22 protein-coding genes, 1 other RNA gene and 1 pseudogene are annotated in these 20,393 nt (G+C 47.7%); 11 read left to right on the plus strand and 13 right to left on the minus strand.

Annotated features, from left to right (window positions below):
• The 3 genes from COW15_RS15825 to COW15_RS15835 form a co-directional block, all read right to left on the minus strand.
• Positions 1-759 (minus strand): FAD-dependent oxidoreductase (locus COW15_RS15825; RefSeq protein WP_293633545.1); only part of this gene is annotated, 759 nt, incomplete at its 3' end.
• Between the two features lie 42 nt (positions 760-801).
• Entirely contained in the window at positions 802-2,025 is a 1,224-nt protein-coding gene (ubiH, locus tag COW15_RS15830) for a 2-octaprenyl-6-methoxyphenyl hydroxylase (RefSeq protein WP_293633547.1), read from the minus strand.
• 116 nt (positions 2,026-2,141) lie between these two features.
• The gene (locus COW15_RS15835) at positions 2,142-2,717 is read right to left on the minus strand and encodes a UPF0149 family protein (RefSeq protein WP_293633549.1); all 576 of its coding nucleotides are present in this window, start codon (positions 2,715-2,717) and stop codon (positions 2,142-2,144) included.
• A 225-nt stretch (positions 2,718-2,942) separates the two neighbouring features.
• Here COW15_RS15835 and COW15_RS15840 point away from each other — a divergent pair, with 225 nt between their 5' ends.
• The 3 genes from COW15_RS15840 (at position 2,943) to COW15_RS15850 (ending at position 4,200) form a co-directional block, all read left to right on the plus strand.
• On the plus strand, positions 2,943-3,245 hold the full coding sequence (locus COW15_RS15840; RefSeq protein WP_007644817.1) for a cell division protein ZapA: 303 nt from the start codon (positions 2,943-2,945) through the stop codon (positions 3,243-3,245).
• Between the two features lie 117 nt (positions 3,246-3,362).
• A non-coding RNA gene (gene ssrS / locus COW15_RS15845) (6S RNA) lies at positions 3,363-3,543 on the plus strand.
• Between the two features lie 9 nt (positions 3,544-3,552).
• Positions 3,553-4,200 carry a 5-formyltetrahydrofolate cyclo-ligase gene (locus tag COW15_RS15850; RefSeq protein WP_293633553.1) on the plus strand — a complete coding sequence of 216 codons (648 nt, stop codon included), beginning with the start codon at positions 3,553-3,555 and terminating at the stop codon, positions 4,198-4,200.
• 138 nt (positions 4,201-4,338) lie between these two features.
• On the opposite strand, the gene folM is transcribed toward COW15_RS15850, so the two are convergent.
• Complete coding sequence (gene folM, locus COW15_RS15855) at positions 4,339-5,058, minus strand: dihydromonapterin reductase (protein ID WP_293633555.1); 720 nt, start codon at positions 5,056-5,058, stop codon at positions 4,339-4,341.
• 119 nt (positions 5,059-5,177) lie between these two features.
• Here folM and COW15_RS15860 point away from each other — a divergent pair.
• Positions 5,178-5,444, plus strand: a pseudogene (locus tag COW15_RS15860) (DCC1-like thiol-disulfide oxidoreductase family protein); the annotation flags it as partial.
• 93 nt (positions 5,445-5,537) lie between these two features.
• Here COW15_RS15860 and mdh read toward each other — a convergent pair.
• Positions 5,538-6,473, minus strand: a complete 936-nt coding sequence (mdh, locus tag COW15_RS15865; protein WP_293633557.1) for a malate dehydrogenase — start codon at positions 6,471-6,473, stop codon at positions 5,538-5,540.
• Positions 6,474-6,767: 294 nt separating this feature from the next.
• Here mdh and argR point away from each other — a divergent pair, with 294 nt between their 5' ends.
• Positions 6,768-7,238, plus strand: coding sequence for a transcriptional regulator ArgR (gene argR, locus COW15_RS15870; RefSeq protein ID WP_006080175.1), 471 nt, complete (start codon positions 6,768-6,770; stop codon positions 7,236-7,238).
• 129 nt (positions 7,239-7,367) lie between these two features.
• Here argR and COW15_RS15875 read toward each other — a convergent pair whose 3' ends face one another.
• Positions 7,368-8,000: an NAD(P)-dependent oxidoreductase gene (locus tag COW15_RS15875; protein ID WP_293633571.1), complete on the minus strand. Its 633-nt coding sequence runs from the start codon at positions 7,998-8,000 to the stop codon at positions 7,368-7,370.
• 105 nt (positions 8,001-8,105) lie between these two features.
• Between COW15_RS15875 and COW15_RS15880 the strand changes: the two genes are divergently transcribed.
• Positions 8,106-9,008: a LysR family transcriptional regulator gene (locus tag COW15_RS15880; protein WP_293633573.1), complete on the plus strand. Its 903-nt coding sequence runs from the start codon at positions 8,106-8,108 to the stop codon at positions 9,006-9,008.
• A gap of 78 nt (positions 9,009-9,086) precedes the next feature.
• Here the strand turns inward: COW15_RS15880 and COW15_RS15885 are convergent, their stop codons facing one another.
• Both COW15_RS15885 and ggt read right to left on the minus strand, forming a co-directional pair.
• A complete protein-coding gene (locus COW15_RS15885; RefSeq protein WP_293633575.1) occupies positions 9,087-10,022 on the minus strand; it encodes a Dyp-type peroxidase in 936 nt (311 codons plus the stop codon).
• Positions 10,023-10,257: 235 nt separating this feature from the next.
• Entirely contained in the window at positions 10,258-11,970 is a 1,713-nt protein-coding gene (gene ggt / locus COW15_RS15890) for a gamma-glutamyltransferase (protein WP_293633577.1), read from the minus strand.
• 384 nt (positions 11,971-12,354) lie between these two features.
• On the opposite strand from ggt, the gene COW15_RS15895 reads away from it, so the two are divergent.
• Positions 12,355-12,777 (plus strand): hypothetical protein, encoded by a 423-nt coding sequence (locus COW15_RS15895; protein WP_293633579.1) that lies wholly within the window; start codon positions 12,355-12,357, stop codon positions 12,775-12,777.
• A 16-nt stretch (positions 12,778-12,793) separates the two neighbouring features.
• Here the strand turns inward: COW15_RS15895 and COW15_RS15900 are convergent, their stop codons facing one another.
• The 3 genes from COW15_RS15900 to COW15_RS15910 all read right to left on the minus strand — a co-directional run bounded on the left by COW15_RS15900 (position 12,794) and on the right by COW15_RS15910 (position 14,945).
• Positions 12,794-13,390 carry a glutathione S-transferase N-terminal domain-containing protein gene (locus tag COW15_RS15900; protein WP_293633581.1) on the minus strand — a complete coding sequence of 199 codons (597 nt, stop codon included), beginning with the start codon at positions 13,388-13,390 and terminating at the stop codon, positions 12,794-12,796.
• Positions 13,391-13,457: 67 nt separating this feature from the next.
• Entirely contained in the window at positions 13,458-14,207 is a 750-nt protein-coding gene (locus tag COW15_RS15905; protein WP_293633583.1) for a ferredoxin--NADP reductase, read from the minus strand.
• A gap of 111 nt (positions 14,208-14,318) precedes the next feature.
• The gene (locus COW15_RS15910; protein ID WP_293633585.1) at positions 14,319-14,945 is read right to left on the minus strand and encodes a DUF5610 domain-containing protein; all 627 of its coding nucleotides are present in this window, start codon (positions 14,943-14,945) and stop codon (positions 14,319-14,321) included.
• 171 nt (positions 14,946-15,116) lie between these two features.
• Between COW15_RS15910 and COW15_RS15915 the strand changes: the two genes are divergently transcribed.
• The 3 genes from COW15_RS15915 to COW15_RS15925 all read left to right on the plus strand — a co-directional run bounded on the left by COW15_RS15915 (position 15,117) and on the right by COW15_RS15925 (position 17,568).
• Positions 15,117-15,713, plus strand: a complete 597-nt coding sequence (locus COW15_RS15915) for a histidine phosphatase family protein (RefSeq protein ID WP_293633587.1) — start codon at positions 15,117-15,119, stop codon at positions 15,711-15,713.
• Between the two features lie 11 nt (positions 15,714-15,724).
• Positions 15,725-17,215 (plus strand): FMN-binding glutamate synthase family protein, encoded by a 1,491-nt coding sequence (locus COW15_RS15920; protein WP_293633589.1) that lies wholly within the window; start codon positions 15,725-15,727, stop codon positions 17,213-17,215.
• A gap of 146 nt (positions 17,216-17,361) precedes the next feature.
• Positions 17,362-17,568, plus strand: a complete 207-nt coding sequence (locus COW15_RS15925; RefSeq protein ID WP_293633591.1) for a hypothetical protein — start codon at positions 17,362-17,364, stop codon at positions 17,566-17,568.
• Between the two features lie 61 nt (positions 17,569-17,629).
• Here COW15_RS15925 and COW15_RS15930 read toward each other — a convergent pair whose 3' ends face one another.
• Both COW15_RS15930 and COW15_RS15935 read right to left on the minus strand, forming a co-directional pair.
• Positions 17,630-17,887 (minus strand): hypothetical protein, encoded by a 258-nt coding sequence (locus tag COW15_RS15930; protein WP_293633593.1) that lies wholly within the window; start codon positions 17,885-17,887, stop codon positions 17,630-17,632.
• Between the two features lie 70 nt (positions 17,888-17,957).
• Entirely contained in the window at positions 17,958-19,754 is a 1,797-nt protein-coding gene (locus tag COW15_RS15935; RefSeq protein ID WP_293633595.1) for an ABC transporter ATP-binding protein/permease, read from the minus strand.
• A 435-nt stretch (positions 19,755-20,189) separates the two neighbouring features.
• Here COW15_RS15935 and COW15_RS15940 point away from each other — a divergent pair, with 435 nt between their 5' ends.
• Positions 20,190-20,366 carry a hypothetical protein gene (locus COW15_RS15940; RefSeq protein ID WP_198781065.1) on the plus strand — a complete coding sequence of 59 codons (177 nt, stop codon included), beginning with the start codon at positions 20,190-20,192 and terminating at the stop codon, positions 20,364-20,366.
• The last annotated feature ends 27 nt before the right edge of the window (positions 20,367-20,393 follow it).

Here is a 20,393-nt window from a genome sequence, read left to right on the forward strand (position 1 = left end):
GCGCTCGAATTGCACTTTATCCATCGCCAATAATTCAGTGGCGCGCTCGGGCGGCGCCGACCAGACGATGGAACAAAGATTGTCTTCATACAAAGGTAAAAATGCTAAGGGGCCATCCTGCAAAAACACCTGGCGGGCGGTGGCAAGGTGTGGCATTTCGGTGCGGATGGTGGCGACAATCGCATGGTGGCCATAATCCCAGAAGGTTAACGGGATCTTACATTGCTCGCGCACCCAAGAGTTCGCGCCATCGGCGGCAATCACCAGCGCGGCGCTGACGCTTTCTATGTCAGAATCGCCACCATTGGCAAGGGTTAGCCAGGCTTCGCGCTCACCAAAGGCGATGCGTTCTAGGCGTTGGTTTTGGATATGGGTGATATTGTCAAACTCACTGGTGCGTTTCGCCAGCGCATGGCTAATGGCATCGTTTTCGATAATCGCGCCGAGACTGGTTTCACCTATGCTGTTGGCGTCAAAGGCAATTTTGCCGAAACCGTCCTTATCCCATACCGCCATTTTTTGATAGGGTGTGGCGCGGGAAGTGTCTAGATAAGCCCAAGCACCTAAGTGTTCCAACAAGCGCTGGCTCGCCTTATTAATGGCGCTCACCCGCAGACGCGGCTCGCCGCTCACGGCCTCGGTATGGCCCGCATCGATAACCACCACATTAAGATTGGCCTGTGCCAATCCAATCGCGGTGGCGAGCCCCACCATGCCGCCACCCACAATGGCAATGTCATAGGCTTGTGAACTTAACATGGGTACATCCTTTTCGCGTTGCGATACCAGTAAATTACGGGGTTATTTCCAGCCCATTGCCCTTTGAGCGACGGGGGTTTTCAGTGGCGGAAACCAAGACAGTAAACGTAATCCGAGATTACGCCCTAGGACCAAGGGCCAGTATTGGTTTGAAAAGCCACGGACTAAAAATTCGATATTACGGATAGTGCTGTTTCTGTCCTGCTCGCGGGCATTGAGATACGCATGGGTCACGGCGGCCGAGCCGATATCATTCCCCTGGGCTAACGCCGTTTTAAGCACTTCAAGCAAGCTCACTACATCCCTCAGCCCAAGGTTAAAGCCCTGCCCCGCAATCGGATGCAGTGTCTGCGCCGCATTGCCGATAAACACACATCTATGGTGGATTGGCCTTGGCATATAAGACAAGTTCAGCGGATATGCATGGCGGGCGCTGACATCGACAAACTGACCCGCACGATAGCCAAAGGCTTGCTGCAGCGCCGCTAAAAACTCGGCTTTGGGCGCATTGAGCATCGCTTGGGCGCGGCTATCATCGAGCGCCCAGACTAGGGATAAACGCGGCTGGCCTTGGCTGTCTGCCATAGGTAGCAGGGCTAAGGGGCCGTTCTCGGTAAATCTTTCATAGGCCCAGTGCTGATGCGGCTTATCGGTTTGCAAATTGGCGATAATCGCAGTTTGCTCGAAGGCCACTTGGGTCGCAGGCAAATTAAAACTGCTGCGCACTTTGGATTGCAGGCCATCGGCGGCGACCACGAGTTTCGCCTGAATGCGCTCGCCCGTATCGAGCACTAAGGTGTGGCCTTCGGCGGCGGCTTCAATTTGGGCAAGTTTGGCGGGGCAAAAGAACTTGACCTCGCTCTTGTTCAACTCGTTAAACAGCACTTGGCCGACCCGCTCAAGCTCAACCACTTGGCCTAGGGCATCTAAATGAAACTGCGCCGCATTTAACTCTGTCATACCAAAATGACCGCGATCCGATACATGGATATTTTCAATCGCCGTGCCCAAATGGGCGAGTTTGGGCCATAAACCTAAACGGGATAATTCGAAGATAGAACCGTGGGCGATAGCGATGGAGCGAGCATCAAACCCAGGGTGGCTTTTATCGGGAACATGGGCCTCGATGAGCGCCACCGAAATGGGGGTAGATGTTTGGGAAAGACGGGCGAGCGCTAACGCTAAGGTCGCCCCCGCCATGGCACCGCCTACAATGGCAATGTCGACGTTTTGAACTGAAGTATCCATGTGATTGATGGCCGTCATGGGGTTCTCATTCAAGCTATGGCATGGCGATTAAGTGCGTAACGCCATAAATAATGCAAGTTGCAGAGGCTAGCATTCGGCCCGCCTCTTAAATCCGTACAGCAACACCACTGTGATCAGTGGATTACCGCCGCATCCTCCGACTCACCGAGCGGGATCTCTGGGCCAAATTCCGAATAGCACAGAATGGCGGCGATGCGCACAAACTCCAGCAGTTCGATATAGGCAGTTTCCGATTCTTCATCGTCGGCGACATCAAATTCGACTTGGGCGATTTCGGCGAGATCTTTGATCACTTCCCGCACCTCAACCGAAGCTTGGTTGAGTTTAGGTTGAATAATCGCGATCCCCGTTAGGAAGCTTTGGGTCCACAGGGACAACGCTTCAACACGCTGGCTGAGCGGTTCTTCTTCTTCGGGTAATAACGGTGTAAAACCAAATTCGAAGTCCACTAATCGGGCCACAGAATCTTGGAATAAATCACACACCAGTTGATGCAAAGGCTCGGGTAAGGGTTGACCATCATTCATCAGGTCAAATAACGGTTTTATCCAGATATCACCGGTTTGCTCTACACCGCCGCAGATTAAACCCACTAAGGCGCCGTGAACTTCCACTGGATGTTGGCCAATTTCAGCCGCATCGAGGGCGAGTTTTAAGCTGTCGATACGTAACGAAGGAGGGGTTGCCATATCAGATCCCAATCAGAATTTTCCAGCAGCAATGCTAGCAGAGATAGAGACTTGAACCAACACCGAATCCCGATTCTCTCTCCCTAAGATAAAAATTCCCGCAACTGCTCACACAAGCAGCAAACAAAACGCTGGATAGCCAATCCATTTGCGGCTTACCTTGCACTTTTAATATCAGCCCTATATAGTCCGCCCTATCGCTGCCAACAAAAGGATCTTCCGCGAATGAGTAACAGTGCTGTTGAAATTACCCTACTCGGGCGCACCTACTCTATCGCTTGCCCGAAAGGTCAAGAGGATGCCTTGCGTACTGTCGCCCAAGGGGTTGAACAACAACTTACTTCGGTGAAAAACCGCACTAATAGTTTGAGCCGTGAAGAAATTGCCATTATGGCGGCGCTGAATATTGGACACGAGTTGTACCAAGAAAAGCAGAAAAATAAACATTATATGAAACAAATGGATGACCGCATCAGTCTGTTGCAGTCGACCCTAGAAAACGCCTTAGTTGAGCGTTCAACTAAATAGATTTAAACTGGGTAACTCGGCACTTTAGCCACTCGTTTTCGAACAAGCGTTGCACAGTGAATAACTAAACTGGCCTATACTTTTATGGCCAATGCTTTAGTGATTCGATACCGTTTTTGCTCCCTGGGGTGCAGGCCAACTGGTAATGTCCCTGTGCCGATAATTTTGATCTCAGGGTGAATGCTTTACCGACATTGAGCATGCTCGGCTCGTACCGAGAAGCCTTAGGAGGTAATCATTTACCCGCCTTGAACCTACGGTTCAAGGGCTACACCGGTAGCGGCATTCTGGGGAGCATCTTATTACTATGGTTATTTCTGCCAAGACTTCTGACTCTTCGTTTTCCACTGTAGGAGCAAGCCTGCCCACTGCGACTAAGACGAATCGAGATCAATTAAGAAAAACCATCCGCGCCGCCCGTAAATCCCTATCGGCAACAGAGCAAAGCCAAGCAAGCTTAAGCGCCTGCCAACATATGCTCGATACATTGCAGACAAAAAAAGCGCAACATGTGGCCCTGTATCTCACCCACGATGGCGAACTCGCTACACCGCCGCTAGTCGAAGCACTGTGGCAACGGGGCATTCAAACTTATCTGCCAAGATTACATCCCTTCAATGCCGGACAATTGTTATTCCTGCATTACACCCCTGACACACCCATGCAGCCCAATCAATTTGGGATCTTAGAGCCTCAGCTTGATGTGCGCGCCATTATGCCAATAGAACGCCTCGATGTGGTAATCACGCCGCTGGTTGCCTTTGATTTAAAAGGTAATCGTATGGGGATGGGCGGTGGCTATTACGACAGAACACTGGCGAACTGGCAGCAAAAAGGTAAACCTCTGCCTATGGGTTACGCCCATGATTGCCAGCAAGTGACCAGTTTACCCTGCGAGCATTGGGATGTGCCTTTGCCCTTTATCATCACCCCAAGTCGGGTACTGACGTTTTGAATAAAGAAGGTGCAAGAAACTAGAAGCTAGAGCGCTTCGCTGCTAGAAAAAGCAGAGCGTCGCTCCATAACGACTTCTTCTTGAATCTAGAGCCATGCAATGGCGTTCTAGAGGCCGCAGGCCGTTCTAGATTTTTCTTTACCTCAAATGCCGGCCACCATCGACACTATGGCTGCGCCCCGTGACATAGCGACTATCGAGCAGATACTCGACTAAAGCGATAATTTCCTGATTGCCCGCTTCCTTTGGCAAAATTGCCTTAGCTAAAGTCTTTTGCCGATAGGCTGCATCATCGCCTTGATTAAATAGGATCATCGCCGGCGCGATAGCGTTCACTTTCACTTCGGGTGCAAATTTGGCCGCAAAGGATAGCGTCATATTGTGCAGTGCGGCTTTGCTGGCGGCATAGGCAATATGTTTCGCACTGCCCTTTTCGGCCACATAGTCTGTAATATGAATCACATCACTTGCACCTATCTCGCCTTTGGCCCCCGCTCGTAACAGCGACTCTAAGGCTAGATTCAACTGATAGGGCACGCTTACATGCACCTGCATCATCCGCTGCATCACCTCATGGGCAGCGAGGGACGGGCTGTTATCCGCCAGCCAATCCGATGCATTATGGATAATGGCGCGAAACGTTGGATATTGGCCTAATTGCTCAATCAGGGTTTGTACCTGAGCATTGTCGTAGAAGTCGCATTGGATTAAGGTCGCACCAAGGGCGTGTAGCTCATCAATGCTGGGATAATGGCTGCGATAGGTGCCAATCACCTGCTGACCTTGGGCGAGAAAATGTTTGGCTAAGGCGTAACCTATGCGTTTACCCACGCCTGTGATAATAATGGGAGATGTCATAGCTATCCTTCATTTTTAGTCAGTGATTCACTCGGTGGTAAGCCGCTCACTTAACAATAGGTAATCAGGTTAAACTGATGAATAACCAAGATATTACTGCACTCATTTGAATTTAACCTAGCCATATCGATAGAGACTACGCCAATACGATTCTCCACGGTGAAACCGCAACGGGTGAGGTGTTACTCGGGTTAGATGTCACCTGCAAAGCGTGGGCGCTAACTGGCACCCGCTCTTGGGTACAAGTGTTACGCTTACCGCTTATCAAGCCTATCGCAGATTGGGCTTACTTAGGTTTTGCTAAGCACAGATACCGTATTTCCTATCTACTGACGGGCAAAGCCCGCTGCGACGATAATTGCCAAATTCCCACTAAGCGCCGCTAAATTAGATTGAGAAAGTGCAAAACGCAGATATAAAAAACGGAGCTTAATGGCTCCGTTTTTATTCGTCATAACCTAAACAGATTATCCGAAAGATTACTTAACGAAATCAACGCCTAGTTTGATATCGCCCTTCAGCGTATCTAACATTGAATCACGGGCGTTAGCTTCAAATGCACTCACTTCACCGTAAGGCAGTACTTTTTCAATACCGTTTTTGCCTAACAGCACAGGTTGTGCGAAGAATTCTGCGTGCTCGCTGCCGCCGTCAACATAGGCACATTCAACGATGTTAGCTTCGCCTTGCAGACCACGAACCAGAGACAGACCGAAACGGCAAGCCGCTTGACCCATAGACAGAGTCGCGCTACCGCCACCGGCTTTAGCTTCAACCACTTCGGTACCCGCGTTTTGAATGCGAGTCGTCATAGTTGCCACTTCTTCGTCGCTGAAAGTCACGCCTTCAACTTGAGACAGTAATGGCAGAATGGTCACGCCACTGTGGCCGCCGATCACATTTACTTTAACGTCAGCAACGTTTAAGCCTTTTAATTCGGCGATGAAGGTTTCTGAACGGATAACGTCAAGGGTAGTCACACCGAATAAACGGTTTTTGTCGTAAACGCCGGCTTTTTTCATCACTTCTGCTGCGATAGCAACAGTCGTGTTTACTGGGTTAGTGATAATACCAACCAAAGCTTTAGGACAAGTCGCAGCCACTTTCTCAATCAGGTTACGTACGATACCTGCGTTGATATTAAACAGATCTGAGCGATCCATACCTGGCTTACGAGCAACACCAGCAGAGATCAGTACAACATCAGCACCAACCAGTGCAGGTGTTGGATCTTCGCCAGCAAAACCTTTGATTTCAACAGCAGTTGGGATGTGGCTCAAGTCAACCGCAACACCCGGAGTCACCGGTGCGATATCGTATAGAGACAATTGTGAACCCGCAGGCAGTTGAGTTTTTAACAGTAGGGCAAGAGCCTGGCCGATACCACCAGCAGCACCAAGTACAGCAACTTTCATAGTTATCTCCGTTATTTCTCGGATATGTGTGACATGGATCTAATTTGCGTTGGCGTCACATTACTGGAATGTCACGCTAATTTCAATTATCCCTTAGTCGTGGGACAAAAGAATTCCGGAATAACTTAGAAGCAATGTAGAACAATTACTCAAATTGATATTTTTACGCCCCCAATAAACGCTTAACCATAGGGAGTTAGTGAATTTTTATTCAACCAATCTGGTTATTTGTTGACAATTTTTCTAAAAATATTCAAAATGGGCCTGTTTTTTTGAATAACGAATAATAATATTATGCAAACGACCAAGAATCAGGATGACCTTGTTAGAATTTTTAAGTCGATTTTAAAAGAAGAGCGCTTTGGCTCTCAGAGTGAAATCGTCACCGCCTTGCAAGCAGAAGGCTTTGGTAATATTAACCAATCGAAAGTATCGCGCATGCTCAGCAAGTTCGGTGCAGTGCGGACGCGCAACGCTAAGCAAGAGATGGTGTATTGCTTACCGGCCGAATTAGGTGTGCCCACCGCCGGCAGCCCATTAAAGAATTTGGTGCTCGACGTCGACCACAACCAAGCGATGATCGTCGTGCGCACCAGCCCTGGAGCGGCCCAATTAATTGCCCGTTTATTGGACTCCATTGGTAAACCCGAAGGGATTTTGGGGACGATTGCCGGTGACGACACTATCTTTATTTGCCCATCGAGCATCCAAGATATCGCCGATACCTTAGAAACCATCAAATCTTTATTCAACTACGCAGAATAAAAAAACAGGTCAGCTCGCTGACCTGTTCTATTTTATCTGTACACCACACGGTCCAGTATCTTGACGGCATTTGAGTGGCTGTCCCGTTTACGTTACAGCTTTCACCTCAATATTACCTGATTACGTACCTTAGTAGGCCACACTGATCCTTTGATTGGGATGAGCCGCCTTTTCGGCTTCATCGAGCATGGCTTTAGCGTAGTCGGTGACAGAGATGCGGCTTTGACCATTAGCATCGGTAAAAAAGCTGTCGCCACCAAGACGATATGGGCCTTCACTCTCGCCAGGATAAATTTCGGCGGCTGGGCTAACAAAGGTCCAATTGATTGCCGTTTGTGCGGCGCGAAATGCCTTAAGTGCTTCGCCTTGAGCGAGAGCTTCATCTTTATAGGCTGCGGGGAAATCTGGACTAGAAACCAGTGTCACCCCCGGTGCCACTTCTAAACTCCCGGCCCCACCAACCCACAATAAGCGTGGCACTTTCGCCTGCGGTAATACCGCTAATAGATTATGCACTGTCTTAGTCACTAGAGCGTGATTTTGCTCGGCGCGGCCACCCACGGCCGCAATCACTAAGTCGACTCCGGTAAATGTTTCGGCATTTAATGGCTGGGTTAGATCGACACTGCGCACCTCCGCCGCTGTCATGCCGAGTTTGCTTGGGTCTCGCACCAAAGCGACAACGCTATGACCACGACCTAACGCTTCATTAAGAATGGTGCCACCAATCCAACCGGATGCGCCTAATACTGCAATTTTCATCTGATAAGTCTCGCTGCTGATTTACATTGAGCTCAGTTTACTTGCAACACTTCCCGTGATAAATATCAATAAATGAGCATGATTGTTTCAGATTGAGATACTAATATGGATAGAATTGCCGCAATACGTAGCTTTGTCGAAGTGGCAAACGGCGGTAGCTTTACCAAAGCTGCCGAACATTTAGACCTCAGCCGCCTACAGGTGTCGCGCCATATTCAAGAAGTCGAACAATGGCTTAATCTACGTTTATTGCACCGCACTACCCGCAGTGTGAGCCTTACCCTGCAGGGGGAAGAAGCGCTTCATTATTGTCAGCGCGTCTTAAGTGAAGTCGCCTCCATGGAGAGCCGTGCCCATAGCCATAACACTGAATTGGTCGGCAGTATTCGTATCGCCACGCCTATTGGTCTAGGTCAGCACAGCCTGTTCGATGTCGTCGACCGATTTATTAAGTTGCACCCTAAAGTGACTATTCAATTGGTGATGTCCGATAGCATGGCGCAATTGGTCGATGAAAGGGTCGATGTGGCGTTGCGTTATACCGAGCGACCCGATGACAGTCTTATTGCGCGGCGTCTGATGACCATAGACGCAGTGCTGTGCGCCGCTCCCAATTACCTCTCGACGGTCACGCCACCATCGGCTCCCATAGATCTGCTCGAACATAATTGTCTTATCCATTCATCGCAGCAGAATTGGCATTTTCTGAAGGAGCAGCAAACAGAGCTAATTAAACCTAGGGGAAATCTAAAAGCAAACGATATGGGCGTGCTACTGAATGCGACTCTGAGAGGACATGGGATTGCCCGCTTGCCCTGCGACTTGGCCAACCAATACCTTGCCAGTGGCCAACTTGTTGAAGTATTACAGGAGTTTACCGCGCCAGGCCAAGCACTGTGGGCCGTATATTTATCCCGCAGCTATCAACAGATTTTAGTCAGAAGCTTTATTGATTTTACCGCCCAGCAATGGCAGTTCGACATCAAAAAATGGACCCATGCCAATTAGCGTTACCCACAAAAAACGCACTTAGCCAGAGTAGCCTAAGTGCGTCATTCACATATAAAAAACTGATTAAAACTTGGCTTATTCGTCAAATTGCAGCATAAAATCTAAGGCGGGTGCAAAGAAGGATGAACCCGTCATCGCCTTAGTGAAATGCATTAAGTGATCATGATTCCCTTCGCCATCGCCAAACATCATGCTATGCAGCATCTGCTCAAAATGGTCCGGTGTACGGCAGTTAGAGATAAACATCAATCCCTGCTCTTTAAGTGAGCCATAGGGCATGCTTTGACGCAAAATCTCAATCGAATTGCCATCGGCATCCTTAAGATTCACCCGCTTAATATGGCTAGTTAAGGGTTTATCTTCCGACTCATATTCAATGTTATCTTGCTTAGTGCGACCGATGATATCTTCTTGCTTTTTAAGCGGTAATCTATGCCACTTACTCAAATTGTGGGCATATTTTTGCACATGGATATAGCTGCCGCCTTTAAACTCTGGATCTTCATCCCCCACTAAAGCCACCTCTTGGCGGTGACGACCCTTAGGGTTTTCGGTGCCGTCAACAAAACCGGTCAGATCGCGGCTATCCATAAATCTAAAACCACGTTCTTCTTCGACTAGTTCGACTAAGTCTTCAAACATCTGGCTGATTTCGTTAGCGACTAAATGCAGAATATCGTAACGGTCACAGCGGATATGCACGAACAAATCATATTCAATTGCCGGCGCTTCACGGCTACCCACTTGCATGGCAGGGAAAGGTTTAAGCATTTCGGGGCGAGAATCGGGATACAGGCTGTCCCAATAATTAGCGCCTATGGCGACAAAACCATTGAAGGCGCTATCGGAATACTGGTCCGTCAGCTCATAAATATACTGCGCTACGTTGGCAATACAGGGACGTAATTGCGACTCAACATTGTCATTGGCGTTAAACATCAAATAGACACTATGTAAGTTCCCTTCAGCACACACACCCAACTGTTCACGCGGCATATTTTGAATATCCATCTGATTATCACCCTTTTCTAGACTCATTTTCGGCAATATTATCCGCAACTTTACCTGAAAATGACATTAACTAACGCACAGTTTGCTTGGTTATCTCTATGATAATGCTAATTGCGGGGCTTTATCGCACCTAAGGTGCCCTCAAATATAAAAAATTGACGAGACCGCGAAAGTCTCGTCAATTAGCTTACCCAATATAGGACGAATACGACTAGCGCGCCGCCATTATGTTGCACTAATATCCCGCAGCATGCCCATCTTTACGACTCTCGGAGGCACCACGGTAAACCCCAGTTTCAGCATTAAAGCCAATGGCTTGATAACCACCAAAATCCCCTAGACCATCACGCAGAACATGGCCCTTCTTGATAAGCTCGCGGCGGGTTTCCACCGGGAAACCCGATTCCAGACTGACATAGCCGCCATCTTTCATCACTTCCCCCGTTGGCTCGGTTGAACCCATATGCAAAATTCTGGGGGCATCGCCCGCTTCTTGCAAGTTCATTTTAAAATCAATCAGATTCATTACAATCTGTGCGTGCATTTGTGGTTGAGTCGCGCCGCCCATCACCCCAAAGCTGAGCCAAGGTTTCCCCTCTTTGGTCACAAAGGCGGGAATAATGGTATGGAATGGACGCTTGCCCGGTGCGTAGGTGTTGAATCGTCCCTCGGTTAAATCGAACATTTGCCCACGGTCCTGCAGTACAAACCCTAGGTCTGGCGGCGTCATCCCCGAGCCCATGCCACGGTAATTACTCTGGATGAGTGATACCATATTACCGTCTTTATCGGCGGTGGTCAGGTACACAGTGTCGCCATGTTGCAGCGCAGGATTACCCGCATCGACACTCTTAGCGGCCTTACTGGGATCGATTAACTTAGTGCGATCATAGTTATATTGCTGCGAGATAAGCTCTGTAACCGGGACCTTATTAAAAGCCATATCGGCATAAAACTTAGCCCTGTCGGCAAAGGCCAGTTTTTTCGCTTCGACAAATAAATGCACATACTCAGGGCTATTAAAGCCCATGGCGGCAATGTCGAAGGGTTCCATGGTTTTTAGAATTTGCAGCGCCGCAATCCCTTGACCATTAGGCGGTAACTCCCACACATCGTAACCACGGTAATTGACCGAAACTGGCTCAATCCATTCGCTGCTATGGCTCGCTAAGTCTTCATAACTTAGGTAGCCACCTTGGGCCTTGATGTATTTATCGATACTTTTAGCAATATCCCCTTTGTAAAAGGCATCGCGGCCGCCCTTGGCTATTTTCTCGTAGGTGTTAGCCAGCGCAGGATTTTTAAAGATGTCACCCACGGCTGGCATCTTGCCATTGGGCATATAGGTTTCTTTAAATCCGGGGAATTTAGCGAGTTTTTTACCGCTGCCCTCAAGGTAATAGGCAATGAGTTCTGACACGGGGAAACCATCACGGGCGTAATGAATCGCTGGCGCGAGATTATCGGCCATAGGCAATTTACCGAACTTATTATGCAATTCATACCAACCATCGACGGCGCCGGGTACGGAAACAGGCAGAGGCCCAAGTGGCGGTAAATAATCTAAACCTAGGGATTTAAGTTTTTCTAAACTCAAAGATTTTGGGCTGCGACCCGATGCATTAAGGCCATAGAGACGTTTATCTTTGGCACTCCAGACGATAGCAAATAAATCGCCACCAACACCCGAGCCAGTGGGTTCAACTAGCCCTAACATGGCATTGGCGGCAATGGCCGCATCGACCGCACTGCCGCCCTGCTTGAGTATGTCGATAGCGACCTGGGTGGCTAATGGTTGACTGGTCGCCGCCATTCCATGGGTGGCATAGACTTCCGAGCGGGTTGCAAAGGCTTTACCTGTGATCCTATCCATAGCCATCACTCCTGAAGACGACATCGCCGTCGCCACTGTCACTAAGGTACAAATTGATTTTATTGTTTTTATCATAATTCCTCCAAATCTGAAGGGTTAAGGTACCAAGGACTGTCGAAAATATCACCAAGCTAAACGGCTTTTACTTAAGTTAAACGTAAGCAAAAATGTCATACTTTAGTTGTCTATGGCATGGGTCAGTAGGCCTAGGATTCAAGTCCTTCAGGCTTAACTAAGGTAAGCATTTCAGCTCATCGCACCCGACGTTATACGGCTGACAACTTAGCCACGCCAAAGAGGATATTTTCCGCCACGGTTAAGTGAGTAATTGATAGATAAATCGAGAGCGGAATACAACTTAACAGTTTGTTTTTAAAATGATTAAATTCAACGCTGGTGATTATCCCAAATCAAACTAAACTGAACATTAATTTGCATAAAATGGCTATAGGAGGCGTTATGTTAACTTTGCTGTTTGTTATCGTAGCCGCTCTTGCGCTATTTGCACTAGCCAAACTGAGGAGGGACAAGAAAATCCGTAAACATTATTTCGGAACCTTAAGTTCAAATGGCCGTAGAGCTAAAAGCGATACAACGCCAGATCATCGCTTTCACTGCGTCAGTATAGTGAATAAAGGTGATTGCTGCGAGCAAGTTAACACCCTCACCGGCAAGCGTTTTTTGTCGAAAGAGGCGCCAGCGATCCCCATGGAAGAATGCACCATGGCACACTGCGAATGTCGCTATCAACACTTTGAGGACAGACGCCAATCGAGTAATGAACGCAGAGTAGATTATGGTGTTACCCGGGAGCTTTTCGGGGTTTTTGGTGAACAAAATCGTCGAGATAGATCAAAGGGAAGGCGCACAACGGACAATTGAACGCCTATATACCCAATTATTGGGGGCGAGTTTCAATAAATGCGGGGAGATTACGCATCTCACTAAACCAAAGCGCGGTAGCTGGAGCCACTTTTCGCCAATCTAACTCTGGATGCCTAAAATCCACGTAATCCAGTAAACAAATTAACGCCAATTGTGGTGCTTGAATCGTGGCTTGCGTGATCACCTTGAGGTGTTCCATCTGCATCAATCCGCGCAATAACGCCTGCTCAAACCGCGAAGTCCAAAAGGCCGATCTCACCCCTTCCTCCTCACGCATTTGCTCCTGACGTAATTTGACCGCGCTATCGATAAGCCCTTTTATCATAGAGAAATGACACTGTAATACCCAGTTATCCCTCTGACTGCCAAACATCTGCTGTTCACCTAACTCAGCATCCAGGTAGCGCATAATCACTTCGCTATCAAACAGTGGGACACCGTCGTTGGTAATAAGGCAGGGGATTTGACCCAGTGGATTTGCATCGAGTAATTCCGCCGTGTTTTCGAAGGGATTCACGGTCACTTCTTCAATATCTTTAATATCTAAATAGCGGATCAGGCTTCTAACGCAGCGGGCATAGGGTGATGCCTGGGAACAGAGCAATTTCATTAATCATTCCTTCTATTTGTTTTAATTTCAGTACTAGCGCGTAATTCGCTCATAAAAACCGCAAGGCTTACCAATATTTTTCGACTGTTATTTGCCCTGGAGCACGGCGTAAATTTTTAGCGAGACCTTTACCTATCAGTGCCACCTGAGCACCCGTTATCATACCTGGATTACCGCAAATCATGACTTGGGAGTCAGTCGCGCACAGGGTTAACCCGACTTTACGCTCAATCTCGCCAGAGATTAAACCATCGGGAATACGGCACTGCAATGCCCCTTCAAAGGGTTCACGGGTCACACTCAAACATAAAATAAACTGATCAGGATATTGTTGCTCATAGGTCCGCAGTTTATCGAGGTAGGCCAGATCCTTCGCCTCCCTCACACCATACACTAATACGATTTTATCAAAGCGTTGCCAAGGTTCATCGGTATCGAGCATAGACAAGAACGGCCCCACGGCAGTGCCTGTGGCTAAAAACCACAAATGCCGACCTTGCAACTCACCCTTGGGGATTTCATCTAAGGTCATAAAACCCGTTGCAGTTGGGGTTATATCAATTTCATCGCCAATAGTCAGGTTTTGTAATTGCGGTGATAATTGCCCATCCTCTACCGCAACGGCGAGCACTTCGGCGTAGGCTTTATCGGGGGAATTAACGAGGGAGTAGGCTCTGGCAACGCGTTTATCATCACGCACTTGACTGAGTTTGATAAACTGGCCGGGAATAAAAGGTGCAAGGTCGGCGGCAATCCGCAGCGAAAATAATTTATCATTCCAATCAATACGTTCAATAACTCGTCCCCTAGTCCACATAACTTGTCCCCAAGTGAAACGTTAGATAAGTTTCTAGCATAGACTTTTATCGGCACAACAAAAACCCCTTATCAAAAGGGGTTTAAGTTTACCAACCGAGCAATGGCGGAGCTAAGATGTTGTCGATTGTGTCTCATCTGGTTTTTTATTAAAGCTATCCCTAAAGGCTTGCAGCCCCTCTTGCACTAGGCTGTAGGTTTTATCTACACCATCGGCAATGTCTCCCTGCAATACCTTAAGGCCCGACAAAATATCCCTTGCCTCCTGAAAACCGCTATCGATAGCGCCACCGATAATGCTCATAAAGCTATCGAGCTGCTCATCAAAATCCATACCCGAATTCTGCTGTTGATGAATGCTAAAAAACTGGGTTGCAAAACTCACTATGCGATCGGCCGTGGCTTCAGGAGATGTATCGACACCGTTGTCGTAGGCGGTTTGAATCGCGTTTTCCCCCATGGACGGGGCTAATTCTTTGTTGATCGCTTCGATTGCGGCGCGATAGAGCAAGACCATAGACTCATCGCCAGTTTTGATATTCACATCCTGCTGCGCCGATAGAATCGCTTGATTCATCAGCTGCTTACTCGTTTGCTGTGCGGTTTGTGCAGAAGTCGCTTCGACGGCTTTTGCATTCTTTGAATCACTCGCTTCGGCCCCCTTGGCAGCCATATTCTCAGCATACTTTTTGTGTGACACAGGTACTTGCGGCATATGAGGGGTTTTGTTGATTTCCATGATGGCCATCCATTCAATTTGAGTCGACTTAATTATCGACCAAAATTTAACCAACTTTAGTAATTTTTCGATTTGCAGTACCATCATGCCGCAACGCTATGGTAGAAACAGGATAATAAAATCATTCTCCCTTAACTCATTGCATCAGCCTACTTAAAAGGATGTAACCCAATGGCAGCAGACCGCAGTTTACACTTTTTCCACTTTATTTCCTTGGCTGGCCTCCATAGGCGCTTTCCCATATCTCCTGCGCGACTGTTGGCAAGCCTGGTGGTATTTATCGGCCTTGGTTTAACCCCGATTAATCACGCTATTGCAGACAGTAGGCTGATTATTTTAGTCAGACATGCCGAAAAGTCCGACTCTCCAGCAACGGATCCAACATTATCTCCCGCGGGGGAAATGCGTGCTATGGCCCTCATTAGCGCCCTCAATCGCACGCCACTATCCCAACTTATCGCAACACAATATCAACGAACACAACAAACACTAACGCCAGTAGCCCAAGCCCGCCACTTGCCTGTCACTGTTGTGCCCGCAACCAAAGCGATAGCGGCACATGTGCAGCAAATCGCTGAACAAGTGCATGCGGTCAAAGGCAATACCCTCATAGCCGGCCACTCCAATACGGTTCCCCTTATCATCAAAGCCCTTGGCGGACCTGAAATCCCAGCGATAAGTGAAGATGATTACAGCCAACTATTTTTACTCTCCCTCAATGAGGGTCAACCTGCGAGCCTGATTTCGACTCGGTACGGCCAAGAATAAAGGATAATAATATGAATGAACTCAATTGGTTTATGTGGGGACTCGATCTATTCTCTGGACTCTTTTTGATCCTTATTGGACTCGGTGTACTCGCCATTGTGTACATGTATATCGCCGATAAGATGCAAACGAAACAAGCGGTGAGACACAACTATCCCGTGATAGGTCGTTTTAGATATCTATTCGAAAAACAAGGAGAATTCTTTAGGCAATACTTTTTCGCCCAGGACAGGGAGGAACTGCCCTTTAACCGCGCCGAACGAAGCTGGGTGTACCGCGCAGCCAAAAATGTGGATAGAACCATCGCCTTTGGCTCGACACGTCCCTTGGACAGCGCCGGCACCATTATGTTTATGAATACCGCCTTCCCTACTCAAGATGAAGATATCACGCCCATTCATCCACTCACGATTGGTAGCCACTGTCGCCACCCCTACACAACACAGGCCATCTGCCATATTTCTGCGATGAGTTTTGGGGCACTATCGCGTCCAGCAATCACCGCCCTTTCCCATGGCGCAGCGCAAGCGGGTTGTTGGCTTAACACGGGTGAAGGCGGATTAAGCCCCTATCATCTGAAAGGTGGCTGCGATCTTGTCTTTCAAATTGGCACGGCCAAATACGGTGTACGTAACGAACACGGCCATTTAGACGATGAAAAACTGAAGGCGATAGCGGCACATCCCGAAGTCAAAATGTTCGAAATAAAAATGAGCCAAGGGGCTAAACCCGGTAAAGGAGGCATATTACCCGGCCTTAAGGTGACCGAAGAAATTGCCCACATTCGCGGTATTCCCCAAGGGCAGGACTCTATCAGCCCCAATGGCCATATCGAATTTAAAAATGTGGGGGATATTCTGGACATGATAGCCAAAGTACGGGAGGTCACAGGTAAGCCTACTGGCATTAAAGCCATACTCGGAGACGTGCTATGGCTCGAAGATTTATGCGATGAAATCGAGCGCCGCGGTGAAGATGCTGCACCCGACTTTTTTACCTTAGACAGTGCCGATGGTGGTACTGGCGCCGCGCCGCAACCGCTGATGGATTATGTCGGTTTACCACTGAAGGAAAGCCTCCCTATTCTGGTCAATATTTTGATCCAACGGGGATTGCGTAAACGCATTAAAGTCATTGCCTCCGGTAAGCTTATCGTGCCCTCACGGGTGGCTTGGGCGTTAGCATTAGGTGCCGACTTCATCGCATCGGCCCGTGGCAATATGTTTGCCCTCGGCTGCATCCAAGCCTTGCAATGTAACAAAGATACCTGCCCAACGGGCATCACTACCCACAATAAGAAACTCCAACAGGGGTTAAATCCCAGAGATAAGTCGACGCGAGTCGCTAATTATAATCATAATTTACACCACGACTTAGCGTTGATCGCCCATTCCTGTGGTGTCAGCGAACCAAGGCAACTTAAGCCAACGCATGTGCGAATCGTGCTCGATAGTGGCCTGTCACTCTCCCTCGACAAATACTATTCACACATAAACCAATAGCGTTAGGGCCCGTGGCACTGGGCTACTACTTTTGTCTATACTGACTAAGGTAAGGTATATTTGAATGCATATCACAAAAGAGGTAAGATCTGTGAGGTAAGCATTTACCGAATGTCTTAATGGTACAGAAATTTAAGGAAACACTTTTGAATTCAAGCTATGTAAGCCAACTGCCAGTCAGTAAAACTGTAAGCACGAGCTGTAAGAGCTGTAATCGCTTGACCGAAATCGAAGGCGAGCTGGTGTGTTTTCGTGAAGGCCAAATTATTCGGCTCACTCTCATCGACGAATCGACAACAAAATTAAATTTGTTGTGTGAAGGTTGGAAGGCGGGAAAAATTAAGGGAATATAACCAATCAATATTCCCTTTTACTCGGCATATCAAAAAATCTCTCGTTACATTATCTCCCACGCTAGCGTATCCATTGAGCGTTACTCAGATAACCCTTCGTCTCACGAATAATACCGGCCAAATTAATATCTTGATTGAATTTGGCCAAGGTCAGACGTCGAGTGGTCACTTTCAATCCCGCATTGAGCTCCGCGTGAATTCGCTGAAGAGAATCATAGTCAACACCGCGTTTTTTTAAGGTCGCCATGATAGCAAACCAATCTGTGTCGACCTTTTCTTCCTTGCCTTCAATGTTCACTCTCAGTGCAATATTTTCCATGCCAGATCTCTTCCTATTGATGTGTTGGCATTTGAGTATAGAGAGCCGAAGCTGAATAAAGACTGAACTATTAATGGTCTAAAGGTGTTTTTGATTGCTCATTTTGTATCCGCCACAATTTGGCATATAAACCATCCATAGCCAATAGCGTAGTGTGGTTTCCCTGCTCGACAATCTCTCCCTGACTCAATACGACAATCTGATCCGCATCTATGATAGTAGAGAGTCTATGGGCAACGACAAGACTGGTGTGCCCCTTGGCGACTTCCCGTAATGCCGACAAGATAGCCTGCTCGGAACGGCTATCGAGGGATGATGTGGCCTCATCAAACACCAACACGGGCGAGCCTTTTAAAATCGCCCGCGCAATGGCAACCCGCTGTTTTTCCCCACCCGAAAGCTTTAAGCCACGCTCGCCCACTTTGGTGTCCCACCCCTGGGAAAGTGATGCAATAAACTGCTCTAAATGGGCAAGTTTGATGGCATGTCGAACCTCTTCATCGCTCGCGCCTGGGCGGCCATAGCGAATATTTTCAACCAGAGAATCATTAAATAACACTGTATCCTGCGGCACTATGGCGATGGCACGTCGCAATGCATCCTGGGTGAGATGACGAATATCCTGGCCGTCTATCCTAATAGCACCCCGATCCACATCGTAAAACCGAAACAACAATTTGATCAGCGTCGACTTTCCGGCTCCGCTGTCTCCCACTACGGCGACTTTTTTCCCCGCTACCACTTTGAAGCTGACATCCCGCAAAATTTGCCGGTCACCATAGCTAAAGTTAACATTTTCGAAGCAAAGCTCGCCCTTGGAGGGTTGAAAATCTAAGGCATCCGCCGAATCGACAATACTAGGATGCTTATCCAACAAACCAAACATTCGCTCAATATTAGCTAAGGCACCACGAATTTCACGATAGACAAAACCTAAAAAGTTCAATGGGATAAAGAGTTGCATCATAAAGGCATTGATCAGCACAAAATCCCCTAGGGTCATTTCGCCATAGGTCACTTTATAGGCCGCCAATGCCATCATAGCCGTCATCGCCAATGCAATAATCAAGGCTTGCCCGCCGTTGAGCGCAAATAAAGACAAACGGTTTTTACGCTTAGCAACCTCCCACTGTTCGAGTGCTTGATCGTACCGAGTCGATTCATATTGCTCATTATTGAAGTACTTTACGGTTTCATAGTTCAGCAAACTGTCGATGGCACGGGTATTAGAAAGCGAATCGGCTTTGGCCGCATCGCGCACATATTCAGTGCGCCACTCGGTTGCGATAATAGAAAACAAAATATAAGCCAATACGGAGAAGAAGGTGATAGCCGCAAAGGCGATACCGTAATTAAAGAAGAAAATGCCGACGACCATGGCAATCTCCAATAATGTTGGCACTATATTGAACACCATAAACCGCATCAAAAAGCTCACACCACTGGTGCCGCGCTCTATATCACGGGATAAACCGCCCGTTTTACGTTCCAAATGAAAATCCAAATCGAGTCGGTGCAAATGATCGAATACGGCAAGACCTAAACGTCGAATTGCGCGCTCAGTCACGCGGCCAAATAAAGTGTCACGGATCTCCCCCGTAATGGCCGTCAATAATCGCACTGCGCCATAGGCTAAGACTAAGCCAACGGGTACGCTTAGGACCTGCGCCGTTTTGTCCACATCTAAGGTATCGACCAAATGTTTAAGAATGAAGGGAAGTCCAACACTGGCCAGTTTTGCGACCACAAGACAGGACATAGCGAGGATTATGCGGCCTTTATATTCAAGTAAATAAGGCCAAAGCAACTTGATCACATGCCAGTTGAGTTTATCGACCGGACCTTCAAAATATAATGTGGGGCGCATATGTCTTAACCTTTGCTGAGTTGGGGCAATTGTAACAGCAGACGGCGAGATTAAGCGAAGTCAATTACGCAAAGTTTGAATAAAATCAACCAGATTAATCTGACAAACCTCGGGCTTCCCATAAGGTAAAATTTACCTTCAACAGTGATAAAATGTCATGCTTATGACTTATCATCACAAACCTACTCCGACGAATGAAAAACAGAGGTGAGGGCAATTTTGTCGGTATGAAACAGGTGAAAATAGGTCGTAATATTGAGGTTTCTAGAGTTGATTATTTTTTCTGTTTTACCCAAAATGCCCTAGGGATAAGTGATGTAAAATTGCAGCATTAGCAAATCTCTCAATATTGCTTAGGATAATGAAGACACTGTAAACATCCATCCCCAAATAACATTAAGATTATTCAATTAAATCAAGGTCAAAGGAAGCTTTATGTTGGATTCCGCTAAAGTTCAATACCCACCATTACCACTCATCCAAACTTGGGTGTGGATGATGATAGAATCAGGTAATCCAGAGATTCAGGATAAAGGTCGAAATAACCTGATTGCTGCCTTTGGCAGCTTAGCCAAAGCTAACGAATATTTAGCCGAAATGAGCAATAAATAATAAAAATAAAGGCGCCGGGATAGCGCC

Source organism: Shewanella sp. CG12_big_fil_rev_8_21_14_0_65_47_15 (assembly GCF_002783505.1).
Classification (GTDB): Bacteria; Pseudomonadota; Gammaproteobacteria; order Enterobacterales; family Shewanellaceae; genus Shewanella.